Consider the following 19,790-nt stretch of genomic DNA (forward strand, 5'->3'; position numbering starts at 1 on the left):
GCCGATGCGTCGCTGACCATCAGCATGACGCCTCACCCCTTCGCCATCGCGCGGTAATCCAGCCTGCGGTGGAACCAGTATTGGTAGCCGCTGATGTTCTTCTGCATCGCGACGTTGACGAAGGGCTGGTACAGCGGAATGCGCGGGACGTCGGCGTAGGCGAGATCGACGAAGCCCTTCACGTCGGTGTCGTAGGTCGCCGTGTCGCCGGTCGCGGCCGCATTGCGCGCGCCGTCGATCAGCTTGTCCATCTCCGCCGACTTGTAGCTCATGGTGTTGAAGACGGAATTGTTGCCGTGATAGCACCAGTAGAAGAAGTATTCGGGGTAATCGAGCCAGCCCGAGAACACGTTGGTGAAGAGCGGCATTTCCTTCTTGTTCAACTCGGTGCGCCAGTTGGCGCCGGGCACCTTGTTGATGGTGGTCTTGATGCCGATCTGCGCGAGGCTCTCTTGCACCAGCACGCAGAGCGGCTCGTTGACGCCGGCAAAATTGAGGTCGAACGAGATCGTGGTCTCGAAACCGTTGGCGTAGCCGGCTTCCGCCATCAACGCCTTCGCCTTCTCCATGTCGGTGTTGTATTTGTGCTGCTGTGGCCAGGCGACTTCGGTCGGCTTGTCCTTTGCGGCGCCGAACATCGGGTTCGCCAGCCCGAACATCACCGCGTCCATGATCTTCTGATAGGGCAGCGCGTAGGCGACCGCCTGACGGACCTTGAGATTGTCGAACGGCGCCTTGGTCACGTTCATGCCGATGTACTGGATGCCGTTGGAGAACGGCAGCGACACCACGTTGAGCTTGCCGCTCGCCTTCATCTCCTGGAAATCCTTGAACGGCAGCTCGTAGGAGATGTCGGCATCGCCGCGCTCCAGGAGTGCGCGGCGGTTGCCGGCCTGCGGCACCATGCGCCAGATCACACGCTTGATCTTCGGCAGGGGACCGCCGACCCAATCCTCGTTGCGCTCCATCACCACTTCGGTGCCGGCGGTCCACTTCGTCACCTTGTAGGCGCCGGAACCCGCGGTCTGCTGCTTGGTATATTCGAGGCCCCAGGGATCCTTCTCGCTGGCGTTCTTCTTCACGAGTTCTGAGTTGATGACGCAGGGCACGATCACGGCGAGATCGGGAATCGTCAGCCGATCCTTCTTGGCGAAATCGACTCGCACGGTGCTATCGTCGACCACGACGAACTGCTCGGGCTTTGTCAGCGAGCCCGCGCTCATCTGGAAGGTCGGGAAGCCGCCGACGGTGACGGCGCGATCGAGCGACCACTTGACGTCCTTGGCGGTGACCGGTGTGCCGTCGTGGAATTTGGCGTTCTTCTTCAGCTTGAAGGTGACCGACATGTCGTCGATCTTCATGTCGTCGGCGAGCTCGCCCTTGAACTTGTCGCGGTCGTAATAGGGCACGCCGCCGGGGCCGCTCTTCATCTCGTGGCTGATCAGGCGGTCGTAGCAATTCCAGGACACCTCATAGCCGGGCACATTGGTGCCGACGCCGTGGATGTCGAGATTGTTGGGGCCGCCTTCGGAGACGATCAGCAGCGTCTCCGAGCGCGCATCGGCCTTGGCCGAAGAGATCACCGACGGCATGGCCGGGAGCGCCGCGCCGGCGGCCAATCCGGACACGGACTTGAGGAATTCGCGGCGCTTCATGAGGATGCTCCAACGCAAAAAGTTTCTGGTTGGAACTGGATTCGCAAGGTTCGTGCCAAAGCTTAATGGGGCTTTATACTTCGGCTAGTCGATTGATTTCGTGAATAAAATCGCGATCAGGCGCGCCAAAACGTCAACACTGACGCCTTGAGCATTGCATACAAAGATACGTATATGCCCATTAATTAGACTGGACTTGATCTCGGCTTATTTGGTGGGCGCCCCTCACTCAGTGTCGTCCTGGCGAAAGCCGGGACGACGGTGTTGATGAGGTCGCAGGCCTCACTCCGCCCAGATCAAATCCTGAAGCCCCAAGAGATCATCCGCCTTGTCCTGCCAGCCCTCGATACAGATGTGGCTGTTGAGATCGCTGGCCTGGTGCAGAAGCATCAGGGCCATCAGGCGGCGCTTGAGCGCGTAGTCGAGCTTCGCATAGCCAAAGCCTCCGAGCAGGCTGCGCACCCGGCCGGGCCGGCCCGCTGCCATGAAGGCGCTGGGGCCGAGCAGATCGTAGTCGCGCCATCCCGCCTTCACATCGCCGAAGTCGAACAGGCCGGCGAGCGAACAGTCGCCGTCGTGGCAGGCGAGCAGAAAATTTTCCGGGATGTATTCGCCGATCAGGATCACCGGCGGCGCGTCCATCGGAATGAGTTCGGCTGCATCGCGCAGGAGATCATCGAGGCCTTTGAGAAATTTTGGCGCAAGGCCGAGACGCGTGTGCCGCGCGCGACAACCCTCTATCTGACCGCGCAGAAACGTATCCCAGCGCGGCTCGATCTGCGCAAGCGGGCCGAGCGGCGCGCGCTGCACGGCGGCAATGGTCTCGCCGATCTGGCGCAGCACGCGCTCCTTCTGCGCTTCCGGCAATGACGGCCACACCTCCGAGCCGAGCGTGCCGGCGAGGCGCGAGATGATGAGATAAGGCCAGCCGTCGCGCATCCCCTCCGCGACGATCTCCGGAATCGGCAGATGAAGGCGGCCTTTGAGCTGCGTCAGCGAACCGCGCTCGGAGACGAATTGCGCGTGCAGGAGTGGCGGGAAAATCTTGAGGATCAGCTTCTCGCCGAAGCCGACCACGAGATTGGTGCCGGTCGAAAGCACCTGCGGCGAGCGCACGTCGAGGCGGTGGCTGCGCGCGATGTCGAGCGCGATTCCCAGCCATTGCTGCGGATCGGAGCGCCAGGCGCGAAAGGTTGTCGCATCGGCGAAAGCCGGCATCTTTTGCGATGGAGCGATGGTCATTCGCGTTCGCTTATCCAAGGTTTGGTTGATTCAGTGCAAGCCAAGGACACGGTGTACCTCTCCCGCTTGCGGGGAAGGTCGGCGCGAAGCGCCGGGTGGGGGCTCTCTCGCCTTGGGGATTGTCCCGTTGCGGAGACACCCTCTCCCCAGCCCTCTCCCGCAAGCGGGAGAGGGAGCGCACCAACGTCGCGGCGACATCCAAAGCTAATCTCATCCGCCGCTACCGATCGGGGCTGGCGCGTTCGAACTGGCGCAGCAGCTTGTTGCCGCGTTCGACCGCGGAATCGAGCGCGGCTTGCGCGCCCTTCTGGCCGGCAAAGGCCTGCTCGAGCTCCTCCTCGATCGCGCCGCGGATCAGATTGAAGGAGCCGAGCCGGATGCCCTTTGAATTCTCGGTCGGCGGATGCAGCGTGATCTCCTCGAACGAGATCGCCGAACCCGGATTGCGCTCGTAGAAACCTTGCGCGCGTGTCAGCTCGAACGCGGCGCGGGTGATCGGCAGATACCCGGTGTTCTGGTGCCAGGCGGCCTGCACGCCGGGCTGCGACAGGTAGGCGAAGAACCGCGCCACGCCCATGTATTCCGCGCGCGGACGGTCGCGCAGCACCCACAGCGTGGCGCCGCCGATCAGCGAGTTCTGCGGCGCGCCCTTCACGTCGGGCCAGTACGGCATCATCCCGTAGCCGATCTCGAATTTCGAATTCGCCTTGATGTCGGCACGCGTCGCCGACGAGCCGATGAAGATGCCGCATTCACCGTTCTGGAAGCGCGGCTCGGCCGTCTGCCCGCGGCCGCTATAGTCGAACAGTTTTGTCTTTTGCCATTCGGCGAGCTGGGCAATGTGATGCGCTACCACCGCATTGTTGATGGTCAATTCAGCATCCAATCCGGCAAAGCCGTTGGCGCGGGTCGCAAGCGGCAGATTGTGAAAGGCCGAGAGATTTTCGACATGGATCCATGACGGCCAGGACGTGGTGAAGCCGCACACCGCGCCGCGATCGCGCAGGCGTTTTGCAGCAAGCGCCAGCTCCGGCCAGGTCTTCGGCGGCGCCTCCGGATCGAGGCCCGCATCGCGGAACATGGTCTTGTTGTAATAGAGGATCGGCGTCGACGAATTGAACGGGAAGGACAACAGATTGCCGGCTGCATCGGTGTAATAGCCGGAGATCGCGGGAAGGTAATCGTTGAGCGAGAACGGTTCGCCCATGTCCCGCATCAGGCTGTACACCGGATAGATCGCGCCCTTGGCCGCGGTCATGGTCGCAGTGGCGACCTCGTTGACCTGGACGATCGCAGGCTGGCTGCGCGAGCGGAAGGCGAAGATCGCCGCCGTCACCGTCTCGGTATAAGTGCCCTTGTAGCTCGGCACGATCCGGTAATCGGACTGCGCGGCATTGAAGTCGGAGGTGAGCTTCTCGAGCTGCTTGCCAAGCTCGCCCGACATGGCGTGCCACAGCGCGATGTCGGTGGCGGCGCGCGCCTCGCAGCTCAGCGCGAGGGCCAAGACGGCGGCGACGACCTGCAGAAGGCGCAATGCTGAGGTCACGATGGCACTTCCCGTTTCGTGCGGCAAAAGGCGACGATACCCTGCTTAAGGCGCGGCATTGGCGGTTTCAACCGGGAATGATGGCGGTCGCGCCGCACAATCGCGCCGGCGCGCGGAGCGGGATGGCCTTCCCTTTGCCATCTGCTAGATTGCATTGAACCTTTTCCTCCCGCCTTAGACTTCATCACTAAGGGGTTGAGTGTGCCAGTGTGAACCGTGCCGAACTCTCACGGACCGGGGTGATTTTCGTCGCGCTTCTGCTCGCCGTCTGCGCGACGGGCGGCTACGCGCGCGAATTCCGCGTCGCCGACACCCAGACCGAAGATTACCCGACCGTCCAGGCGCTGCGCTACATGGGCGCCCTGGTCGCGGAGCGCAGCGGGGGCCGGCACGAGATCAAGGTGTTTCACTCCCGCCAGCTCGGCGAGGAGAAGGAGACGATCGAGCAGACCCGGGCCGGCGCGATCGATCTCAACCGCACCAATGTGGCGCTGATCGGCAACTTCGTCCCGGCGATGAATGTGCTCGCCATGCCGTTCCTGTTTCGCTCTATCGAACACATGCAGAAGGTCCTGGACGGGCCGATCGGCAATGAAATCCTCGGCAGCTTCGAGCCCTATGGCTTCGTCGGGCTCGCCTTCTACGATTCCGGCGCACGGTCGATCTACAATGGCGTCCGGCCGGTGAAGAGCGTCGCCGACCTCAAGGGCCTGAGGATCCGGGTGCAGCAATCGGAATTGATGAGCCAGATGGTCCGCTCGCTCGGCGCCGAGCCGGTCGAACTGCCCTATGGGCAGGTGCTCACCGGGCTTGCGACCCATCTGGTCGACGGCGCGGAAAACAACTGGCCATCTTTCGTGACCACGGACCACTACAAATATGCCGGTTACTACACCCTGACCGAGCACACGATGAGCCCGGAGGTGCTGGTGATCTCACTCAAGGCCTGGCGCAGCCTGTCGGCCGACGACCAGCAGATCTTCAGGGAGGCCGCGGCGCGCTCCCGCAATTTCATGCGCGAGAAATGGCGCGACCTCGAGGAACAGTCGCAGCGCAAGGCCGAGGCCGCCGGCGTCACCATCGTCAGGGATATCGACCGCAAGCCGTTCGAAGATGCGATGGCGGCGATCTACGCCAAAGCCGCGGACGACCCCGCCGCGGCCGCGCTGATCGAACGCATTCGCAAGGTGGAGTGACGCTTCTTGGCCGCGCCCGGACACAGCGAGCTCGCAGACAGGCCGTCCGGCCCGATCGGGCGGCTGCGCGCGCGGCTGGTCGGCGCGCTGCGCGCGGTGCCGATCCGCTGGCGCATCCTGTCGATCGCGGCGCTGAACTCCGCCGTGGTCATCGTGCTGGTGGCAATGATCTGGAACGGCGCGCAGGTGCTGGGCTCGGCCTGGGACGACGTGCGCCAGGTCCGCGAGTCCGACCGGATCCTGGCACTGCTCGAAAGCGAGACCGGCCGGCTCCAGAACCTGATCCACCGCTATATCAACCAGCCGAGCCCGGACCTGTTCGCCGAGATCCTGCTGCTGCGCGAGGCCGTGCTGGGTACGCTGACCAACCGCGCCGCCAAGGACCCGATGCTGGCAGGCTCGGTCGAGGAGCTGGAGCGAACCACCGACCGCTTCCTCAACGGCTTTGGCGAGCTGCGCGGCGTACAGGCGACCATCGCCAAGACCTATGAGGAGCAGGTCCAGGGCCCGGCCAAGGACATGGCGGGGCTGTATTCCATCATCGAAGGCGCCACCGGTCACCGCGATGCGCTGATCTGGCCGTCGCTCGGCAAGTCCCGCGAGGCCTTCACCGCGATGCTGGTCGCGGCCAATTCCTATTACCTGTCGCTGTCGCCGGGTGCGGCCGACGACGCGCGGCGCAACACCGAGACGATCGAGACGACCATTCCGGTGATGATCGACCTCGCCGACAACGACCTCCAGCGCATGGCGCTGCAAAAGCTCGGGGCCCGCACCATGGCGCTGCGCGAAGGCTTTGCAAAGCTCTCCGAGCAGCTGACCAGCCGTACCGAGCTGCTGCGCAACACCATTGATGCCAGCCAGGCCGAGGCGATCGGCGCCATCGACGACCTCTCGACCAAGATGCGCCAGCGCGAGCAGAAGGCGCAGGAGACGTTTGACCGCACGCTGGCGGACATTTCCCGGCGGGTGCTGTCGATTGCGGTGATCTTCCTCGGCATCATCCTCACCGCCGGCGTGCTGATCGCGCTGTCGATCCGGCTGCCGCTGCAGCAGATCATGGCGGCGATGCGCGCGATCACGCTCGGCGATCTCGATCGCGCGGTGCAGGGCACACGCGCGCGAGACGAAGTCGGGGCCATGGCGCGCGCCGTGGAGGTGTTCCGCGAGAACGCCATCGCCAAGCGCGAGACCGAGGACGAGCTGCGTGCCTCGAAGGAAAAGGCCGAGAGCGCGCTGATCGAGCTCAACACCGCGCAGCAGAATCTGATCGACGCCGAACGGCTCGCGGCGCTGGGCGGCCTCGTCGCCGGCGTCGCGCATGAGGTCAACAATCCGATCGGCATCAGCCTGACCGTTGCTTCCAGTTTTGCCCGGCGCAGCGAGATCTTCGAGGCCCAGCTCAAGGGCGATGGCGGCCTGCGCCGCTCGCAGCTGGAGGAGTTCGTGCAGTCCTCGCGCGACGCCTCGCAGCAGCTCGTCGCCAACCTCACGCGCGCCGGCGAGCTGATCCAGTCATTCAAGCAGGTCGCGGTCGACCGCTCCCACGCCGAGCGCCGGCAGTTCTCACTCAGCGAAGCCACCGACCAGATCATCGCGAGCCTTAAGCCCGTGCTGAAGCGCTCGCCGATCACGCTCCAGGTCGACGTGCCCGAGGGCCTGCTGCTCGACGGCTATCCGGGCTCCTATGGCCAGATCCTGACCAATCTGTTCCTCAACGCCGCCAACCACGCCTTCGCCGACGGCCGCGCCGGCACCATCACGATCTCGGCGCGGCCACGCGGGACCGACGACATCGAGATCATCTTCGCCGATGACGGGGCCGGCATGACCCCCGACGTGCAGCGCCAGGCCTTTGACCCTTTCTTTACCACCCGGCGCAATGAAGGCGGCACGGGACTGGGCCTGCATATCGTCTATAACCTCGTCACCCAACAGCTCGGCGGCCGGATGATGCTGGAATCCAAGCTGGGACAAGGCACAACTTTTCGGATTATCATGCCGCGGATCGCCAAGGGCGGCGCGCAAAGCACAGAAAGTGACGGGACTTCGCAATGGCCGAACAGGACGATGTCCTCCACCTGATCGACGACACCGGTACCGCGTCGGAGGATACGGACACGAGGAAGTGGAAGATCGCCGTCATCGACGACGATGCGGCGGTGCATGACGGCACCCGCTTCGCGCTGTCCGACTACAGCCTCAACGGCCAGGGCCTTGAAATCCTCTCCGCCTATTCCGCGGCGGAAGGTCGCAAGCTGATGGCCGCGCATAGCGACATCGCCGCGGTGCTGCTCGACGTCATCATGGAGACCGATGTCGCGGGCCTCGATCTGGTCGAATTCATCCGCAACGAGCTCCACAACGAGACCGTGCGCATCATCCTGCGCACCGGACAGCCCGGCCAGGCGCCCGAGCGGCGCGTGATCGTGCAGTACGACATCAACGACTACAAGGCCAAGACCGAGCTCACCGCCGACAAGCTGTTCACTTCGCTGACCGCGGCGCTGCGCTCCTATCAGCAGCTCGAGCGGATGGTGCAGACACGTCGCGGGCTCGAGATCATCATCGATGCCGCCTCGACGCTGTATGACTTCAAGTCGATGCAGCGGCTCGCCGAGGGCGTGCTGACCCAGCTCGCCTCGCTGCTCAATGTCGATTGCGCCGGTATACTGGTTTTGCGCGACAATGGCGGCGTCGATCCCGAACTCTCGGTGCTCGCCGGCAGCGGCTGCTACAGCCGTTTCATCGGCACGACCTCGTCGAAGGCGCTCGACCCGGATTTGCGCGCGCTGGTGGAGGATGCCTTCCAGCGCCGCAAGAACGAATTCGCCGACCATCGCAGCGTGATCTATCTGCGCACCGGAAGCGGCCGCGAGGTCGTGGTGCTGCTGCAGGCCGAGCGCGAGCTGTCCGAGACCGACCGCTCGCTGGTCGAGATCTTCTCCAGCCGGCTTTCGATCGCCTTCGACAACGTCATCCTCTATCAGCAGCTCCAGGACGCCAACACCCAGCTCGAGGACCGCGTCGCCCAGCGCACCCGCGCACTGATGCAGGCCAACCGCCGCCTCTCGGCGCAATGGCTGCGGCTGCAGCGCGCCAACGGCTTCAAGAACGAGATCCTGGGCACCGTCGCCCACGACCTCAAGAACCCGCTCGGCGTCATCCTCGGCCGCACCGAAATGCTGAAGGAGCTGATCTCGACCGGCGCGTCCGCGAGCGGCGTCGTCGCCCAGGTCGACCACATTCGCGATGCGACCAAGCGCCTGACCACGATGGTCGATCATCTGATCTCGGATGCGATGGCGGACGCCTTCGACATCACCATCCGCCGCGAGCCGGTCGACGTCGCGGCGCTGGTCAAGGAGGTCGCCGAGGCCAACCAGCCGCTCGCCGTCAACAAGCAGCAGGCGATCAGCGTCACCGCGCCGTCGAATATCGTCACCATGTGCGACACCGACCGCATCCGCGAAGCCATCGACAACCTCATCAGCAACGCCATCAAATACTCACCGATCGCCGGCAAGATCATTGTCGCGGTCACCCATGAGGCCAACGACACCGTCATCCGCGTCAGCGACGAGGGCGCCGGCCTGTCGCCGGAGGATCTCGGCCGCCTGTTCGGCCGGTTCCAGCGGCTGTCGGCCAAACCGACCGCGGGCGAGAGCTCGACGGGGCTTGGGCTTTCCATCGTCAAGCGTATTATCGACATGCATGGCGGCGAAGTGACCGCCGACAGCGACGGTCCCGGCAAGGGATCGACCTTCACCATCACCCTGCCCGCGACCGAAGCGCCGTAATTCGAGTACCGAGATCTGAGTGATATGACCCAAAGCCAGCACATCATGATCGTGGACGACGAGGCCCCGGCCCGGGAGATGGTCGGCGATTACCTCAAGATGCACGGCTTCACCGTGACGCTGTGCGACGGCGGCAAGTCGCTACGCACCGCGATCGACGGCAGCATGCCCGACCTCGTCGTGCTCGACCTCAACATGCCCGAGGAAGACGGCCTCTCGATCATCCGCGACCTCAAGAGCCGCATCAACGTGCCGGTGATCATGCTCACGGCGACCGCAAGCCCGATCGACCGCGTAGTCGGCCTCGAGCTCGGCGCCGACGATTACGTGGCAAAGCCGTGCGAGCTGCGCGAATTGATGGCGCGCATCCGCTCGGTGCTGCGGCGGAGCGCGCCGGTGAAGGTCGTGGCGGCGGAAACGGCGGCGGCGAAATCGGACAAGGACCAGCTAGTACGCTTTGGAACAAAATGGCTCGATCTCGAAGCCCAGGCCCTGCGCGACGACGAGGGCAACGAGCATCCGCTGACCGCGTCCGAGTTCGGACTGCTCAAGGTGTTCGCGGCCAATCCGAAGCGCGTGCTGTCGCGCGAGCGCCTGCTGGAATTGGCCAACGCGCGCGACGCCGAAGCGTTCGACCGGGCCGTGGACCTGCGCATCATGCGCATCCGCCGCAAGATCGAGCCCGATCCGACCAAACCGGCCGTGATCCGCACCATCCGCGGCGGCGGCTATCTGTTCTCGCCGGCGGGCGAGAAGGCGTAGGGATTTCCAATGTCGTCCTGGCAAAGGGCCAGGACGACCCGAGGGCGGAAACGCAAGACCCCGAAATACGTTCCAGGCTGTTCCGTCCAGTCCAAACCCGCCACCCCGTATTTTCCGTACATTGAAATTCCACGCCTTTTTGCTCCGAATGTTTCGTCGCGGCCGTTCCGACGAAACAATTTGGCAGCGCACGAAACCATTTTCCCCTTTTCGTGCAGACGTCCCGAAACGTTGGCTCATTAACAATTTGATCCAAGGAAACGCCGCTCGGTTGCGGCGCTACGGGGAGCTAAGTCAATGCCGAACGTCATCGCCATCAACGCCCAAGCCAGCCAGAGCATCGTTGCCGCTCAGGCGACCTCGGACGACATGCTTCTCGAAAGCATTGCCGACGGCAACCGGACGTCCATGCACATCCTCTATTGCCGTCACAACGTGCGCGTCTATCGCTTCATCCTGCGTATCGTGCGTGATGCCACCACGGCGGAAGACCTGGTCAGCCAGGTGTTCCTGGACGTGTGGCGGACCGCCGGCCAGTTCCAGGGCCGCTCGCAGGTGTCGACCTGGCTGCTCTCGATCGCCCGCTTCAAGGCGCTGACCGCGATGCGCCAGCGCCGCTTCGAGGACATCGACCAGGAAGACGTGCGCGAGATCCCGGACGGGTGCGATACGCCCGAGACGTCGCTCGACCGCAGCGACACCAGCGCTATCCTGCGCGCCTGCGTCGCCAAGCTGTCGCCCGCGCATCGCGAGATCATCACCCTCGTCTACTATCATGAGAAGTCGGTGGAGGAGGTCGGGCAGATCATCGGCATCCCCCAGAGCACGGTGAAGACCCGGATGTTCTACGCCCGCAAGCAGCTGGCCGATTTGCTTAAGGGTTGCGGCGTCGACCGTTTCGCCGCCTGAAATATAACAATTTCAATGGGATAGGACCGAATTTCCGGCCCTATCCAAGGACACAAAAGTGTTACCGCCGACGAAACAATTGAAACAAACCACAACATCAGGCGGAAAAACTTCGTCCCTATAAAGATCACATACGGTTTTGTTAAACCTCCCAGAGACCTCCAGCGACCCGGACGGGATGCCCCCCTCCGGGTCGTTTTGTGTTTGGGGCCCGCGAGGCCAACCACGGGCTCCCGCCTCTCCCCTTTGCGGAAGAGAGGGCGCACCGCTGATGCGACAGCAGCCTCCCCGTCACGAACGTGTGATGCGCCGTAACGACTGCCCCACCACGCCCGAACAGCCCTCGTGACCCCATTCACGAGGGACTTGATGCTCGATCTCGTCTTCGCTCTCCTTGCCGGCATCCTCACCATCGCCGCGCCGTGCACGCTGCCGATGTTGCCGATCCTGCTCGGCGCCTCGATCGGGCGTACCTCGCATGTCCGCCCGGCGATGATCGCGCTCGGCTTCGTCGTCTCGTTCTCGGCGACTGCACTGCTGCTCGGCGCCATCACGCGGCTGTTCGATTTTGATCCGAACGTGCTGCGCTCGGCGGCTTCGATCCTGCTGCTCGGCTTCGGCCTGCTGATGCTGTGGCCGGCGCCGTTCGAATGGCTGTCGATCCGACTCAATGGCTGGCTCGATCTCAGTGCTGCCGGCGGCGTACAGCGCGAGGGCGCGCTCGGCGGTCTCCTTCTCGGCACCACGCTCGGCCTGGTCTGGACGCCCTGCGCCGGCCCCGTGCTCGGCTCGATCCTGACGCTGGTCGCGACCTCGAAGAACCTCGCCTGGGCCGGCGTCCTCCTGGTCGCCTACGCGATTGGTGCTGCGATCCCGATGATCGCAATCGCCTATGGCGGGCAGGCCGCGACCACGCGCGTGCGCAGCCTCGCGCGCATCTCGCCGCGCCTGCAGCAGGGCTTTGGCGTCGTCGTGATCGCTTTCGCGCTCGCCGCCTATTTCCAATACGACACGCTGATCGTGGCGTGGCTCACCGGGTTCTATCCCACCGGCCAGATCGGCCTGTGATCATCCCTGACTTTCAACGGAGGACGCTTTCATGACCTTAAAACTGCTCGCCGTCTCTGCCGCACTGATCGGCTTCGCCGTGACCGGCGCTGTCATCCCCGGCATCTGCGACGAAGTTTCGCGCGCAGCACCGATCACCGTTGCGGCCGTCACGCAGGGCACAGCGCCCGACTTCGCCGGCATCAGCAACTGGTTCAACTCGAAGCCGCTGAACATTGCTGATCTGCGCGGCAAGGTCGTGCTGGTCGACTTCTGGACCTATGGCTGCGTCAACTGCGTCAACACGCTGCCGCACGTCACCGACCTCTACGCCAAATACAAAGACAAGGGCCTCGTCGTGGTCGGCGTGCACACGCCGGAATTCCCGTTCGAGCGCTCGGCTTCCAACGTTCAGGCCGCGCTGAAGCGCCACGGCATCACCTATCCGGTGGCGCAGGACAATGATTCTGCGACCTGGAACGCCTACCGCAACCAATATTGGCCGGCGCAATACATCATCGACCAGAACGGCAAGATCGTGTTCCAGCACGAAGGCGAAGGCCGCTACGACGAGATCGACCGGACGGTGGCGCGACTGCTGAACGCCAGCAGCTAGGTCGCATGCGGGGGCTGACGTTGTTGCTTGACTCCATGGACCCGTCCGTGGAGGTTCGCGCGAACACAATCAGCCGCCCGCAATGGACGACGCGACCACCAGCAACGACATTCGCCTTCGTGAAGGCGCCTCGATCGCGCAGCGGCTGGTCATGGCCGCCTCTGCGGCGGCGGTTGCCCTCTGCTTCACGCCGGGCCTGTTCACGCACGATCCCCTGGAAGTGATCATTTCCGTGGTCGCGCTCCTGTCGGGCGCCGCGTTCGTAGGTGCCGTCATGCTGGCGCCGGCGGTGGTGTGGATCATCACGCCGGATGAAATCCTGATCGGGCGACAGCGCCCGTTCGGGAAACTTCAAACCAGGATCGTCGCGAAAGACGACATTACGGGACTTCAAGTTCCCGGCAGCAAAACCGTAAAAGCCCGCTTCCAGCTCGCCTTCACGCTGGCCTCCGGGGAGCGCCTGACATCACCGCCGATCTCCGACGTCACGCACGTTCATGAAACGGTGGCACGGATCGCGGCGCAGTTCGGCGTTGCCGACGTCGAAGCACCGGTCAATCCGCTCGATGCCAGCAATCCCGAGATGCGTCTTGGCGAGCCCGTCGAGCCGTTTTCCAGCAGGGACATCCGGATCGCGGCATTGATCGTCGTCGCACTGAGCGCCGCACCCTACGCCTACAGGCTCTGGCGCGGGCTATCGCCCAGCCATGTCGACATCCTGCTGCTGCCGCTTGGCGCGATCGCTGCGTTCGCGGTTTACAGACTAGCCAACCTCGTGACCGGCGCCTTCTGGATCATCCGGCAAGGGGATATTCGCGTTGAACGGCTGTCGGGCAGCGGCGAGCTACGCGCGAACCATATCGAAGGGCGCGACGTGAAAGCGATCACGGTCGAGCGCCGCGGCCGGTCTGAGGACGAGCACTGCATCGTCGTGATCAGACTGCAGTCCGGAGAACGATTTCGCAGCCCCCGCATCGGCTCGCGGAACGAGGCGCGCGCCGTAGCGGCCGAAATCGTCCAGCGGCTCGGGATTGCGCCCCACGCCAGCCAAATCTAGGGTATCTCAACCCGCGGGCGAAGCCGCGACTACTGCTTTTCGCGCCATTCCTGGTTTGGGGCATGGCCAGGCCCCGTCAAAAAACCAAAGTATTCTCGTGACATACCAGCCGGGCACGCCATGAACTTGCCACGAAGCTGCCCCTGAGTTCAGATGGTTCCTAATGATTTGCGCTGTGGCAGCGGGGAGAGCTTGAAATGACGGATTTTCGTCGCCTGACCGGGGCGTTTGTGGCTGCGATCGGCCTGATCCTGTCCGCGCCGCACGCCTACGCCCAGCAGCCCGACCGCGGCGACGAGCCCGGCCTGGTCGCTGACGACAGCTACGAGCTCGATCCGGAATGGCAGAAGCAGGTCGTGTACTACCGCACGACCGAGACGCCGGGCACCATCATCATCTCCACCACGGAGCGCCATCTTTATCTGGTGCAGCCCGGCGGGCGCGCGATCCGCTACGGCATCGGCGTCGGCCGCGACGGCTTCCAGTGGCAAGGACTAGTGAACATCACCAACAAGAAGGAATGGCCGGACTGGACGCCGCCGCCCGAGATGATCCAGCGCCAGCCCTATCTGCCGCGCTTCATGGCCGGCGGCCCCGGCAATCCGCTCGGCGCCCGCGCCATGTATCTCGGCACCACCGTCTACCGCATCCACGGCACCAACCGTCCAGACACGATCGGAACCAAGGTGTCCTCGGGCTGCTTCCGTCTCGTCAACAATGACGTCGCCGATCTCTACGGTCGCGTCCCGGTCGGGACCAAGGTGGTCATCCGGCAGAAGCCCGAACTCTAAAGCTTATCGTTCGAGCATGATCTTTTCGGAAAACCGCTTCACGCTTTTCCGGATCATGCTCCCCGCCCTCGTCCAAATTCCTTTTCCCGATTATTTCGAGAGAGCAACATGATGCGCACATTTCGAGGCGGCCTGCTGATCGGGCTCGCGGTCGCCGTGCTGGTCGGCGCCTTGGCCATCACCTACGAATTCTACGATACCCGCACCTTGAAGCGCACCGTGCGCCGCGGCGAAGTGTTGTGCGGCGTCAACAAGGGCCTGCCGGGCTTCTCGAACCCCGACGACAAGGGCAACTGGAGCGGCTTCGACGTCGATTTCTGCCGCGCGGTGGCCGCCGCGATCTTCAACGATCCGAGCAAGGCGCGGTTCGTACCGCTCGACGCCAGTGAGCGCTTCAAGGAATTGCAGAGCCGCAAGGTCGACATCCTCTCCCGCAACTCGACCTGGAGCATGGCGCGCGAGCTCGACTATGACCTCTATTTCCCGGCGGTCGCCTATTATGACGGCGCAGGCTTCATGCTGCCGCGCGCGCGCAACAAGGAGACCGCGCTGGACCTCAACGACAGCAAGGTCTGCGTGCAGTCCGGCACCACGACGCTGCTCAACGTCGCCGACTACTTCCGTGCCAACAATATGAAGTATGAGGAGATGAAGTTCGACAAGCTGGAGGACGTGGTGAAAGCCTACGACACCGGCAAGTGCGACACGCTCTCCGCCGACGTCTCCCAGCTCTATGCGCTGCGGCTCAACCTGTCCAAGCCCGGCGACAACATGATCCTGCCGGACATGATCTCCAAGGAGCCGCTCGCCCCCGTGGTACGCCAGCGCGACGACGACTGGATGATGATCGTGAAGTGGACGCTCTATGCGATGATCAACGCCGAAGAGCTCGGCGTCACCTCGGAGAATATCGACGAGGCCCTGAAGTCGAAGAAGCCGGAAGTGATGCGGCTGGTCGGCACCGAAGGCAACTACGGCGAGCAGCTCGGCCTCACCAAGGACTGGGTCGTCCGCATCATCCGCCACGTCGGCAATTACGGCGAGATGTACGAGCGCAACATCGGCGAGAAGTCCAAGCTGAAGATCCCGCGCGGGATGAACCAGCTCTGGAACGCCGGTGGTGTGCAGTATGCACCGCCGATTCGGTAACGCGTCTCTCCGCCGTCATTGCGAGGAGCGCAGCGACGAAGCAATCCAGACTACCTCTGCCGAAAGACTCTGGATTGCTTCGCTACGCTCGCAATGACGAGTTTGGGGCTGGCGCATTTCACTACAACAGCTGCCGTAGCCCGCCTCAATACCCCCGCGCCCGCGCAAGCTGCTCGGTGTGGTAGCTCGCGTCGCCGAACAGCTCCTCGCACACCCGTGCGCGCTTCATGAAGAAGCCGATATCGAACTGGTCGGTCATGCCCATGCCGCCGTGCATCTGCACGCCTTCCTGCACCGCGCGGGTGGCGGTGGTGCCGGCGCGGGCTTTTGCGACTGCAATGGCTGAGGCGGCCTTGGCCACATCGCCATCCAGCGCCTGGAGCGCCTTCATCACCGCGGCGCGGGTGATCTCGATGTCGACATAGAGCTCGGCGGCGCGGTGCTGCAGCGCCTGGAATTCGCCGATCAGCTTGCCGAACTGCTTGCGGCTCTTCAAATACTCGACGGTGCGGTTGAACACTTCCTCGCTGAGACCGACCATCTCGGATGCGACTGCACCGCGGCCGATATCGAGCACGCCGTCGAGCAGGCCAGCGCCCTGGTCGACCTCGCCGAGCACGCTGTCGGCATTGACCTCGACATTGGCGAGCTCGATGCGCGCCGCATTGTGGGCGTCGACCATGATGGTGCGCTCGATCGCGACGCCCTTGGCCTTGGGATTGACCAGGAACAGCGTCAAGCCCGCGCGCTCGCCGGCGGCGCCCGCAGTGCGCGCGGCGACGATGAAGAGATCGGCGACGTGGCCGTCGACGACCAGCGCCTTCGCTCCGGAGAGCTTGAAACCGTTGCCGGCGCGCACGGCCTGGAGATTGGTTTGAAGCGGGCGATGCTTTGCGCCCTCGTCGATCGCCAGCGTCGCGAGCAGCGAACCGTTGGAAATCTTCGGCAGATATTCCGACTTCTGCGCGACGTTGCCGCCGCGGTTCAGCGCCGAGGCCGCGACCACGCTGGTGGCGAGAAAGGGCGACGGCATCAAGGTGCGGCCGATCTCCTCCATCACCACGCCGGCCTCGACAAAGCCGAGACCGCTGCCGCCGAATTCTTCCGGCACCAAGAGGCCGGCAAAGCCCATCTCGGCGAAGGAGTGCCAAAACTCCTTGGAGAAGCCCGTGGGGTCCTTGGAGTCACGCAAAGACCGCAGGTGAGACACCGGCGCCTTGTCGCTGATCAGTCCGCGTGCAGAGTCGCGGAGCATCGATTGTTCTTCGGTGAGGACGAGGGCCATGTGCTTGTTTCCGATTCGAAGTCTATTTGATCTTCGTCATTCCGGGATGGCCCGAAGGGCCAGGCCCGGAATCCATCAGGCCGCATGTATGCTGTGAAATGGATTCCGGGCTCGCGACTTCGTCGCGCCCCGGAATGACAGGTGGTTAGGTTTCGCCTTAGGCCCCCGGCAGATCGAGGATGCGCTTGGCGACGATGCCGAGCATCACCTCGGTGGTGCCGCCCTCGATCGAGTTGGCCTTGGTGCGCAGCCAGGCGCGCGGTCGGGCGCCTTGCCGCGAGCGTTCGCTCTCCCATTCCAGCGCATCGACGCCGCCGGCCGACATCAGGATCTCGTAGCGGCGCTTGTTGAGCTCGGTGCCGTAATATTTCATCGCCGACGAGAACGCCGGATGTGCCTGACCTGCCTTGGCGAGATCCACGGCGCGCTCGGCGCAGGCCGCAAGGGCGGCTTCATCGACATCGAAGCTCGCGATCCGGCCACGCAACATGGAATCATCGAGCTTTCCTTGCGCATCAGTGCCGACGGAATCCGCCGCGATCTGGCCGAGCGGACGGCCGACGCCGCGCTCGCCCATACCCGAGATCATCGCGCGCTCGTGCTGGAGCAGATATTTCGCGACATCCCAGCCACGGTTGACGGTGCCGACCACATGCGATTTGGGCACGCGGACGCCGTCGAAGAAAGTCTCGCAGAACGGCGAATAGCCGGAGATCAAAAGGATCGGCTTGGTCGTCACGCCCTTCGAGGTCATGTCGAACAGGATGAAGCTGATGCCGTCGTGCTTCTTCGCCGTGGAATCGGTGCGCACCAGACAGAAGATCCAATCGGCGTAATTGGCGTAGGACGTCCAGATCTTCGAGCCGGTGATGACGAAATCATCGCCATCGCTCTCGGCGCGGGTCTGGAGCGAGGCGAGATCGGAGCCGGCATTCGGCTCCGAATAGCCCTGGCACCAGCGAATCAGGCCCGCCGCGATTTTTGGCAGATGCTCCTGCTTCTGCGCCTCGTTGCCGTATTTCAGCAGCGCCGGCCCGAGCATCCAGATGCCGAAGCTCGACAGCGGCGGACGTGCGCCGATCTTGGCCATCTCTCCGCGCAGAACCTTGTGCTCGGCAGCGCTTAAGCCACCCCCGCCATATTCCTTCGGCCAGTCCGGCACGGTCCAGCCCTTGTCGCGCATGCGCTCGAACCAGATGCGCTGCGGCTCCGACGAGAATTTTGTATTGCGCCCGCCCCAGAATACGTCGGCGTCGGAAGCCGCGGGCTTGCGCATCTCCGGCGGGCAGTTGGCCTCGAGCCAGGCGCGCGTTTCGCTGCGGAATGTTTCGAGATCGGCGGTCTCAGTTTCGCTCATGGTCGTTTCCATCAATCAAAATCGACTTGTTGACGGCGACTCTGAGCCATCGTCTCGTGGAATTCAACCACTTCCGTGCCGCATAACAATCGGCATTCAGCTATAGTCGCCGCCACGGCGGTGCTTGAAAACAAAGAGGAAACGAGAATGCGCCTGAAACTTCTTTCGCCTGGCGAAATGAATGAGAGCCAGCGGCAGACCTATGACGAGTCGATTGCCGGCAAACGCGGCAAGCCGCCGGCACCGATGATGGCCTGGCTCAACAGTCCCGACATGGCCCGCCACGCCACACGGCTCGGCGAGGTCCTGCGCTACGACACGATATTTCCCGCAAAGCTTTCGGAGATTGCGATTCTGGTGACGGCGCGGCACTGGACCGCGCATTACGAATGGTATGCGCATAAGCGCCTGGCGCTTGCGGGCGGCATGAAGGTGGAGATCATCGACGCGATCCGTGATCGCCGCACGCCGGAGTTCGACGATCCCAAGGGGAAGATGATCTACGACGTCGCGAAGTCGCTGCATGAGGGCCACGGCGTCGAGAAGGGCCTCTATGACGAGGCGGTCAAACTCCTCGGCGAGCGCGGTGTGGTCGAGGTGATCGGGCTGTGCGGATATTACACGATGGTGTCGATGACGCTGAACACGTTCGAGTTCGAGCTGCCCGAGGGAGAGGTGCCCGAGCTCTCTTAGTTTCCGGTCTGGATGCGCCATTGCGCATCTGGAAACGCTGGGTTTCGGGACAGGCCCGTAGCGCTGTCCCGAACCCCGCCTTATGTGGAGTTCGACAACGGAGCAACCACATGTCGCAGACACCAGCCGTCAACGCCGGCACAAGGATCGGCCACGTTCATCTCAAGGTCGCCGATCTCGATCGTGCGCTCGGGTTCTATTGCGGCGTGCTCGGCTTCGAGCTGATGCAGCGCATGGGCTCGGGCGCGGCCTTCATCTCCGCCGGCGGCTATCATCACCACATCGGGCTCAACACCTGGGAGAGCAAGGGCGGCTCGCCGCCGCCGCCGGGCACGACCGGGCTGTTCCACACCGCGATCCTCTATCCGACGCGGCCGGCGCTGGCGGATGCACTGCACCGCGTGCTCACGGCCGGTATCGCGCTGGATGGCGCGAGCGACCACGGCGTGTCCGAGGCGTTATATTTGCGCGATCCCGATGAGAATGGCGTGGAGCTGTATTGGGACAAGCCGAGGGAGCAATGGCCGTTCGGAGCGGATGGGAAGCTCGCGATGTTCACGAAGCGGCTGGATGTTGAGGCGTTGCTGAAGCAGCGGGAGGGATAAACTCCATTCTCGCCTCGTCATTGCGAGCGCAGCGAAGCAATCCAGAATTTCTCCACGGAGACAGTCTGGATTGCTTCGTC

Annotated in this window: 17 protein-coding genes; 12 read left to right on the forward strand and 5 right to left on the reverse strand. The window is 63.7% G+C overall.

Features of this window, described 5'->3' with window-relative positions:
- Positions 1-32: 32 nt before the first annotated feature.
- The 3 genes from ACPPVR_RS40590 to ugpB all read right to left on the reverse strand — a co-directional run bounded on the left by ACPPVR_RS40590 (position 33) and on the right by ugpB (position 4,443).
- Positions 33-1,655 (reverse strand): ABC transporter substrate-binding protein, encoded by a 1,623-nt coding sequence (locus ACPPVR_RS40590; protein ID WP_426612082.1) that lies wholly within the window; start codon positions 1,653-1,655, stop codon positions 33-35.
- A gap of 282 nt (positions 1,656-1,937) precedes the next feature.
- Positions 1,938-2,897: an aminoglycoside phosphotransferase family protein gene (locus ACPPVR_RS40595; RefSeq protein ID WP_426612083.1), complete on the reverse strand. Its 960-nt coding sequence runs from the start codon at positions 2,895-2,897 to the stop codon at positions 1,938-1,940.
- 220 nt (positions 2,898-3,117) lie between these two features.
- On the reverse strand, positions 3,118-4,443 hold the full coding sequence (gene ugpB, locus ACPPVR_RS40600) for a sn-glycerol-3-phosphate ABC transporter substrate-binding protein UgpB (RefSeq protein WP_426612084.1): 1,326 nt from the start codon (positions 4,441-4,443) through the stop codon (positions 3,118-3,120).
- Between the two features lie 209 nt (positions 4,444-4,652).
- On the opposite strand from ugpB, the gene ACPPVR_RS40605 reads away from it, so the two are divergent.
- From ACPPVR_RS40605 to ACPPVR_RS40650, 10 genes are all read left to right on the forward strand, one after another.
- Entirely contained in the window at positions 4,653-5,639 is a 987-nt protein-coding gene (locus ACPPVR_RS40605) for a TRAP transporter substrate-binding protein (protein ID WP_426612085.1), read from the forward strand.
- A 6-nt stretch (positions 5,640-5,645) separates the two neighbouring features.
- Positions 5,646-7,724 carry a sensor histidine kinase gene (locus ACPPVR_RS40610; protein ID WP_426612086.1) on the forward strand — a complete coding sequence of 693 codons (2,079 nt, stop codon included), beginning with the start codon at positions 5,646-5,648 and terminating at the stop codon, positions 7,722-7,724.
- Positions 7,694-9,439 carry an ATP-binding response regulator gene (locus ACPPVR_RS40615; protein ID WP_426612087.1) on the forward strand — a complete coding sequence of 582 codons (1,746 nt, stop codon included), beginning with the start codon at positions 7,694-7,696 and terminating at the stop codon, positions 9,437-9,439. The genes ACPPVR_RS40610 and ACPPVR_RS40615 overlap by 31 nt, the downstream gene beginning before the upstream one ends.
- Positions 9,440-9,463: 24 nt before the next feature.
- Positions 9,464-10,201, forward strand: coding sequence for a response regulator (locus ACPPVR_RS40620; protein ID WP_426612088.1), 738 nt, complete (start codon positions 9,464-9,466; stop codon positions 10,199-10,201).
- A gap of 297 nt (positions 10,202-10,498) precedes the next feature.
- Positions 10,499-11,110 carry a sigma-70 family RNA polymerase sigma factor gene (locus ACPPVR_RS40625; RefSeq protein ID WP_426612089.1) on the forward strand — a complete coding sequence of 204 codons (612 nt, stop codon included), beginning with the start codon at positions 10,499-10,501 and terminating at the stop codon, positions 11,108-11,110.
- Between the two features lie 369 nt (positions 11,111-11,479).
- Positions 11,480-12,178: a cytochrome c biogenesis CcdA family protein gene (locus tag ACPPVR_RS40630; protein ID WP_426612090.1), complete on the forward strand. Its 699-nt coding sequence runs from the start codon at positions 11,480-11,482 to the stop codon at positions 12,176-12,178.
- Positions 12,179-12,209: 31 nt separating this feature from the next.
- Positions 12,210-12,773: a redoxin domain-containing protein gene (locus ACPPVR_RS40635; RefSeq protein WP_426612091.1), complete on the forward strand. Its 564-nt coding sequence runs from the start codon at positions 12,210-12,212 to the stop codon at positions 12,771-12,773.
- 82 nt (positions 12,774-12,855) lie between these two features.
- The gene (locus ACPPVR_RS40640) at positions 12,856-13,830 is read left to right on the forward strand and encodes a hypothetical protein (protein ID WP_426612092.1); all 975 of its coding nucleotides are present in this window, start codon (positions 12,856-12,858) and stop codon (positions 13,828-13,830) included.
- A 197-nt stretch (positions 13,831-14,027) separates the two neighbouring features.
- Positions 14,028-14,621, forward strand: a complete 594-nt coding sequence (locus ACPPVR_RS40645) for a L,D-transpeptidase (protein WP_426612093.1) — start codon at positions 14,028-14,030, stop codon at positions 14,619-14,621.
- Positions 14,622-14,732: 111 nt separating this feature from the next.
- Positions 14,733-15,770, forward strand: coding sequence for an amino acid ABC transporter substrate-binding protein (locus ACPPVR_RS40650; RefSeq protein WP_426616287.1), 1,038 nt, complete (start codon positions 14,733-14,735; stop codon positions 15,768-15,770).
- 145 nt (positions 15,771-15,915) lie between these two features.
- On the opposite strand, the gene ACPPVR_RS40655 is transcribed toward ACPPVR_RS40650, so the two are convergent.
- On the reverse strand, positions 15,916-17,055 hold the full coding sequence (locus ACPPVR_RS40655) for an acyl-CoA dehydrogenase family protein (RefSeq protein WP_426612094.1): 1,140 nt from the start codon (positions 17,053-17,055) through the stop codon (positions 15,916-15,918).
- Positions 17,056-17,212: 157 nt separating this feature from the next.
- On the reverse strand, positions 17,213-18,412 hold the full coding sequence (locus ACPPVR_RS40660; protein ID WP_426612095.1) for an acyl-CoA dehydrogenase family protein: 1,200 nt from the start codon (positions 18,410-18,412) through the stop codon (positions 17,213-17,215).
- Positions 18,413-18,559: 147 nt separating this feature from the next.
- Between ACPPVR_RS40660 and ACPPVR_RS40665 the strand changes: the two genes are divergently transcribed.
- On the forward strand, positions 18,560-19,105 hold the full coding sequence (locus tag ACPPVR_RS40665) for a carboxymuconolactone decarboxylase family protein (protein ID WP_426612096.1): 546 nt from the start codon (positions 18,560-18,562) through the stop codon (positions 19,103-19,105).
- Between the two features lie 110 nt (positions 19,106-19,215).
- The gene (locus ACPPVR_RS40670; RefSeq protein WP_426612097.1) at positions 19,216-19,710 is read left to right on the forward strand and encodes a VOC family protein; all 495 of its coding nucleotides are present in this window, start codon (positions 19,216-19,218) and stop codon (positions 19,708-19,710) included.
- The last annotated feature ends 80 nt before the right edge of the window (positions 19,711-19,790 follow it).

The organism is Bradyrhizobium sp. McL0616, assembly GCF_049993385.1.
Taxonomy (GTDB): Bacteria; Pseudomonadota; Alphaproteobacteria; order Rhizobiales; family Xanthobacteraceae; genus Bradyrhizobium.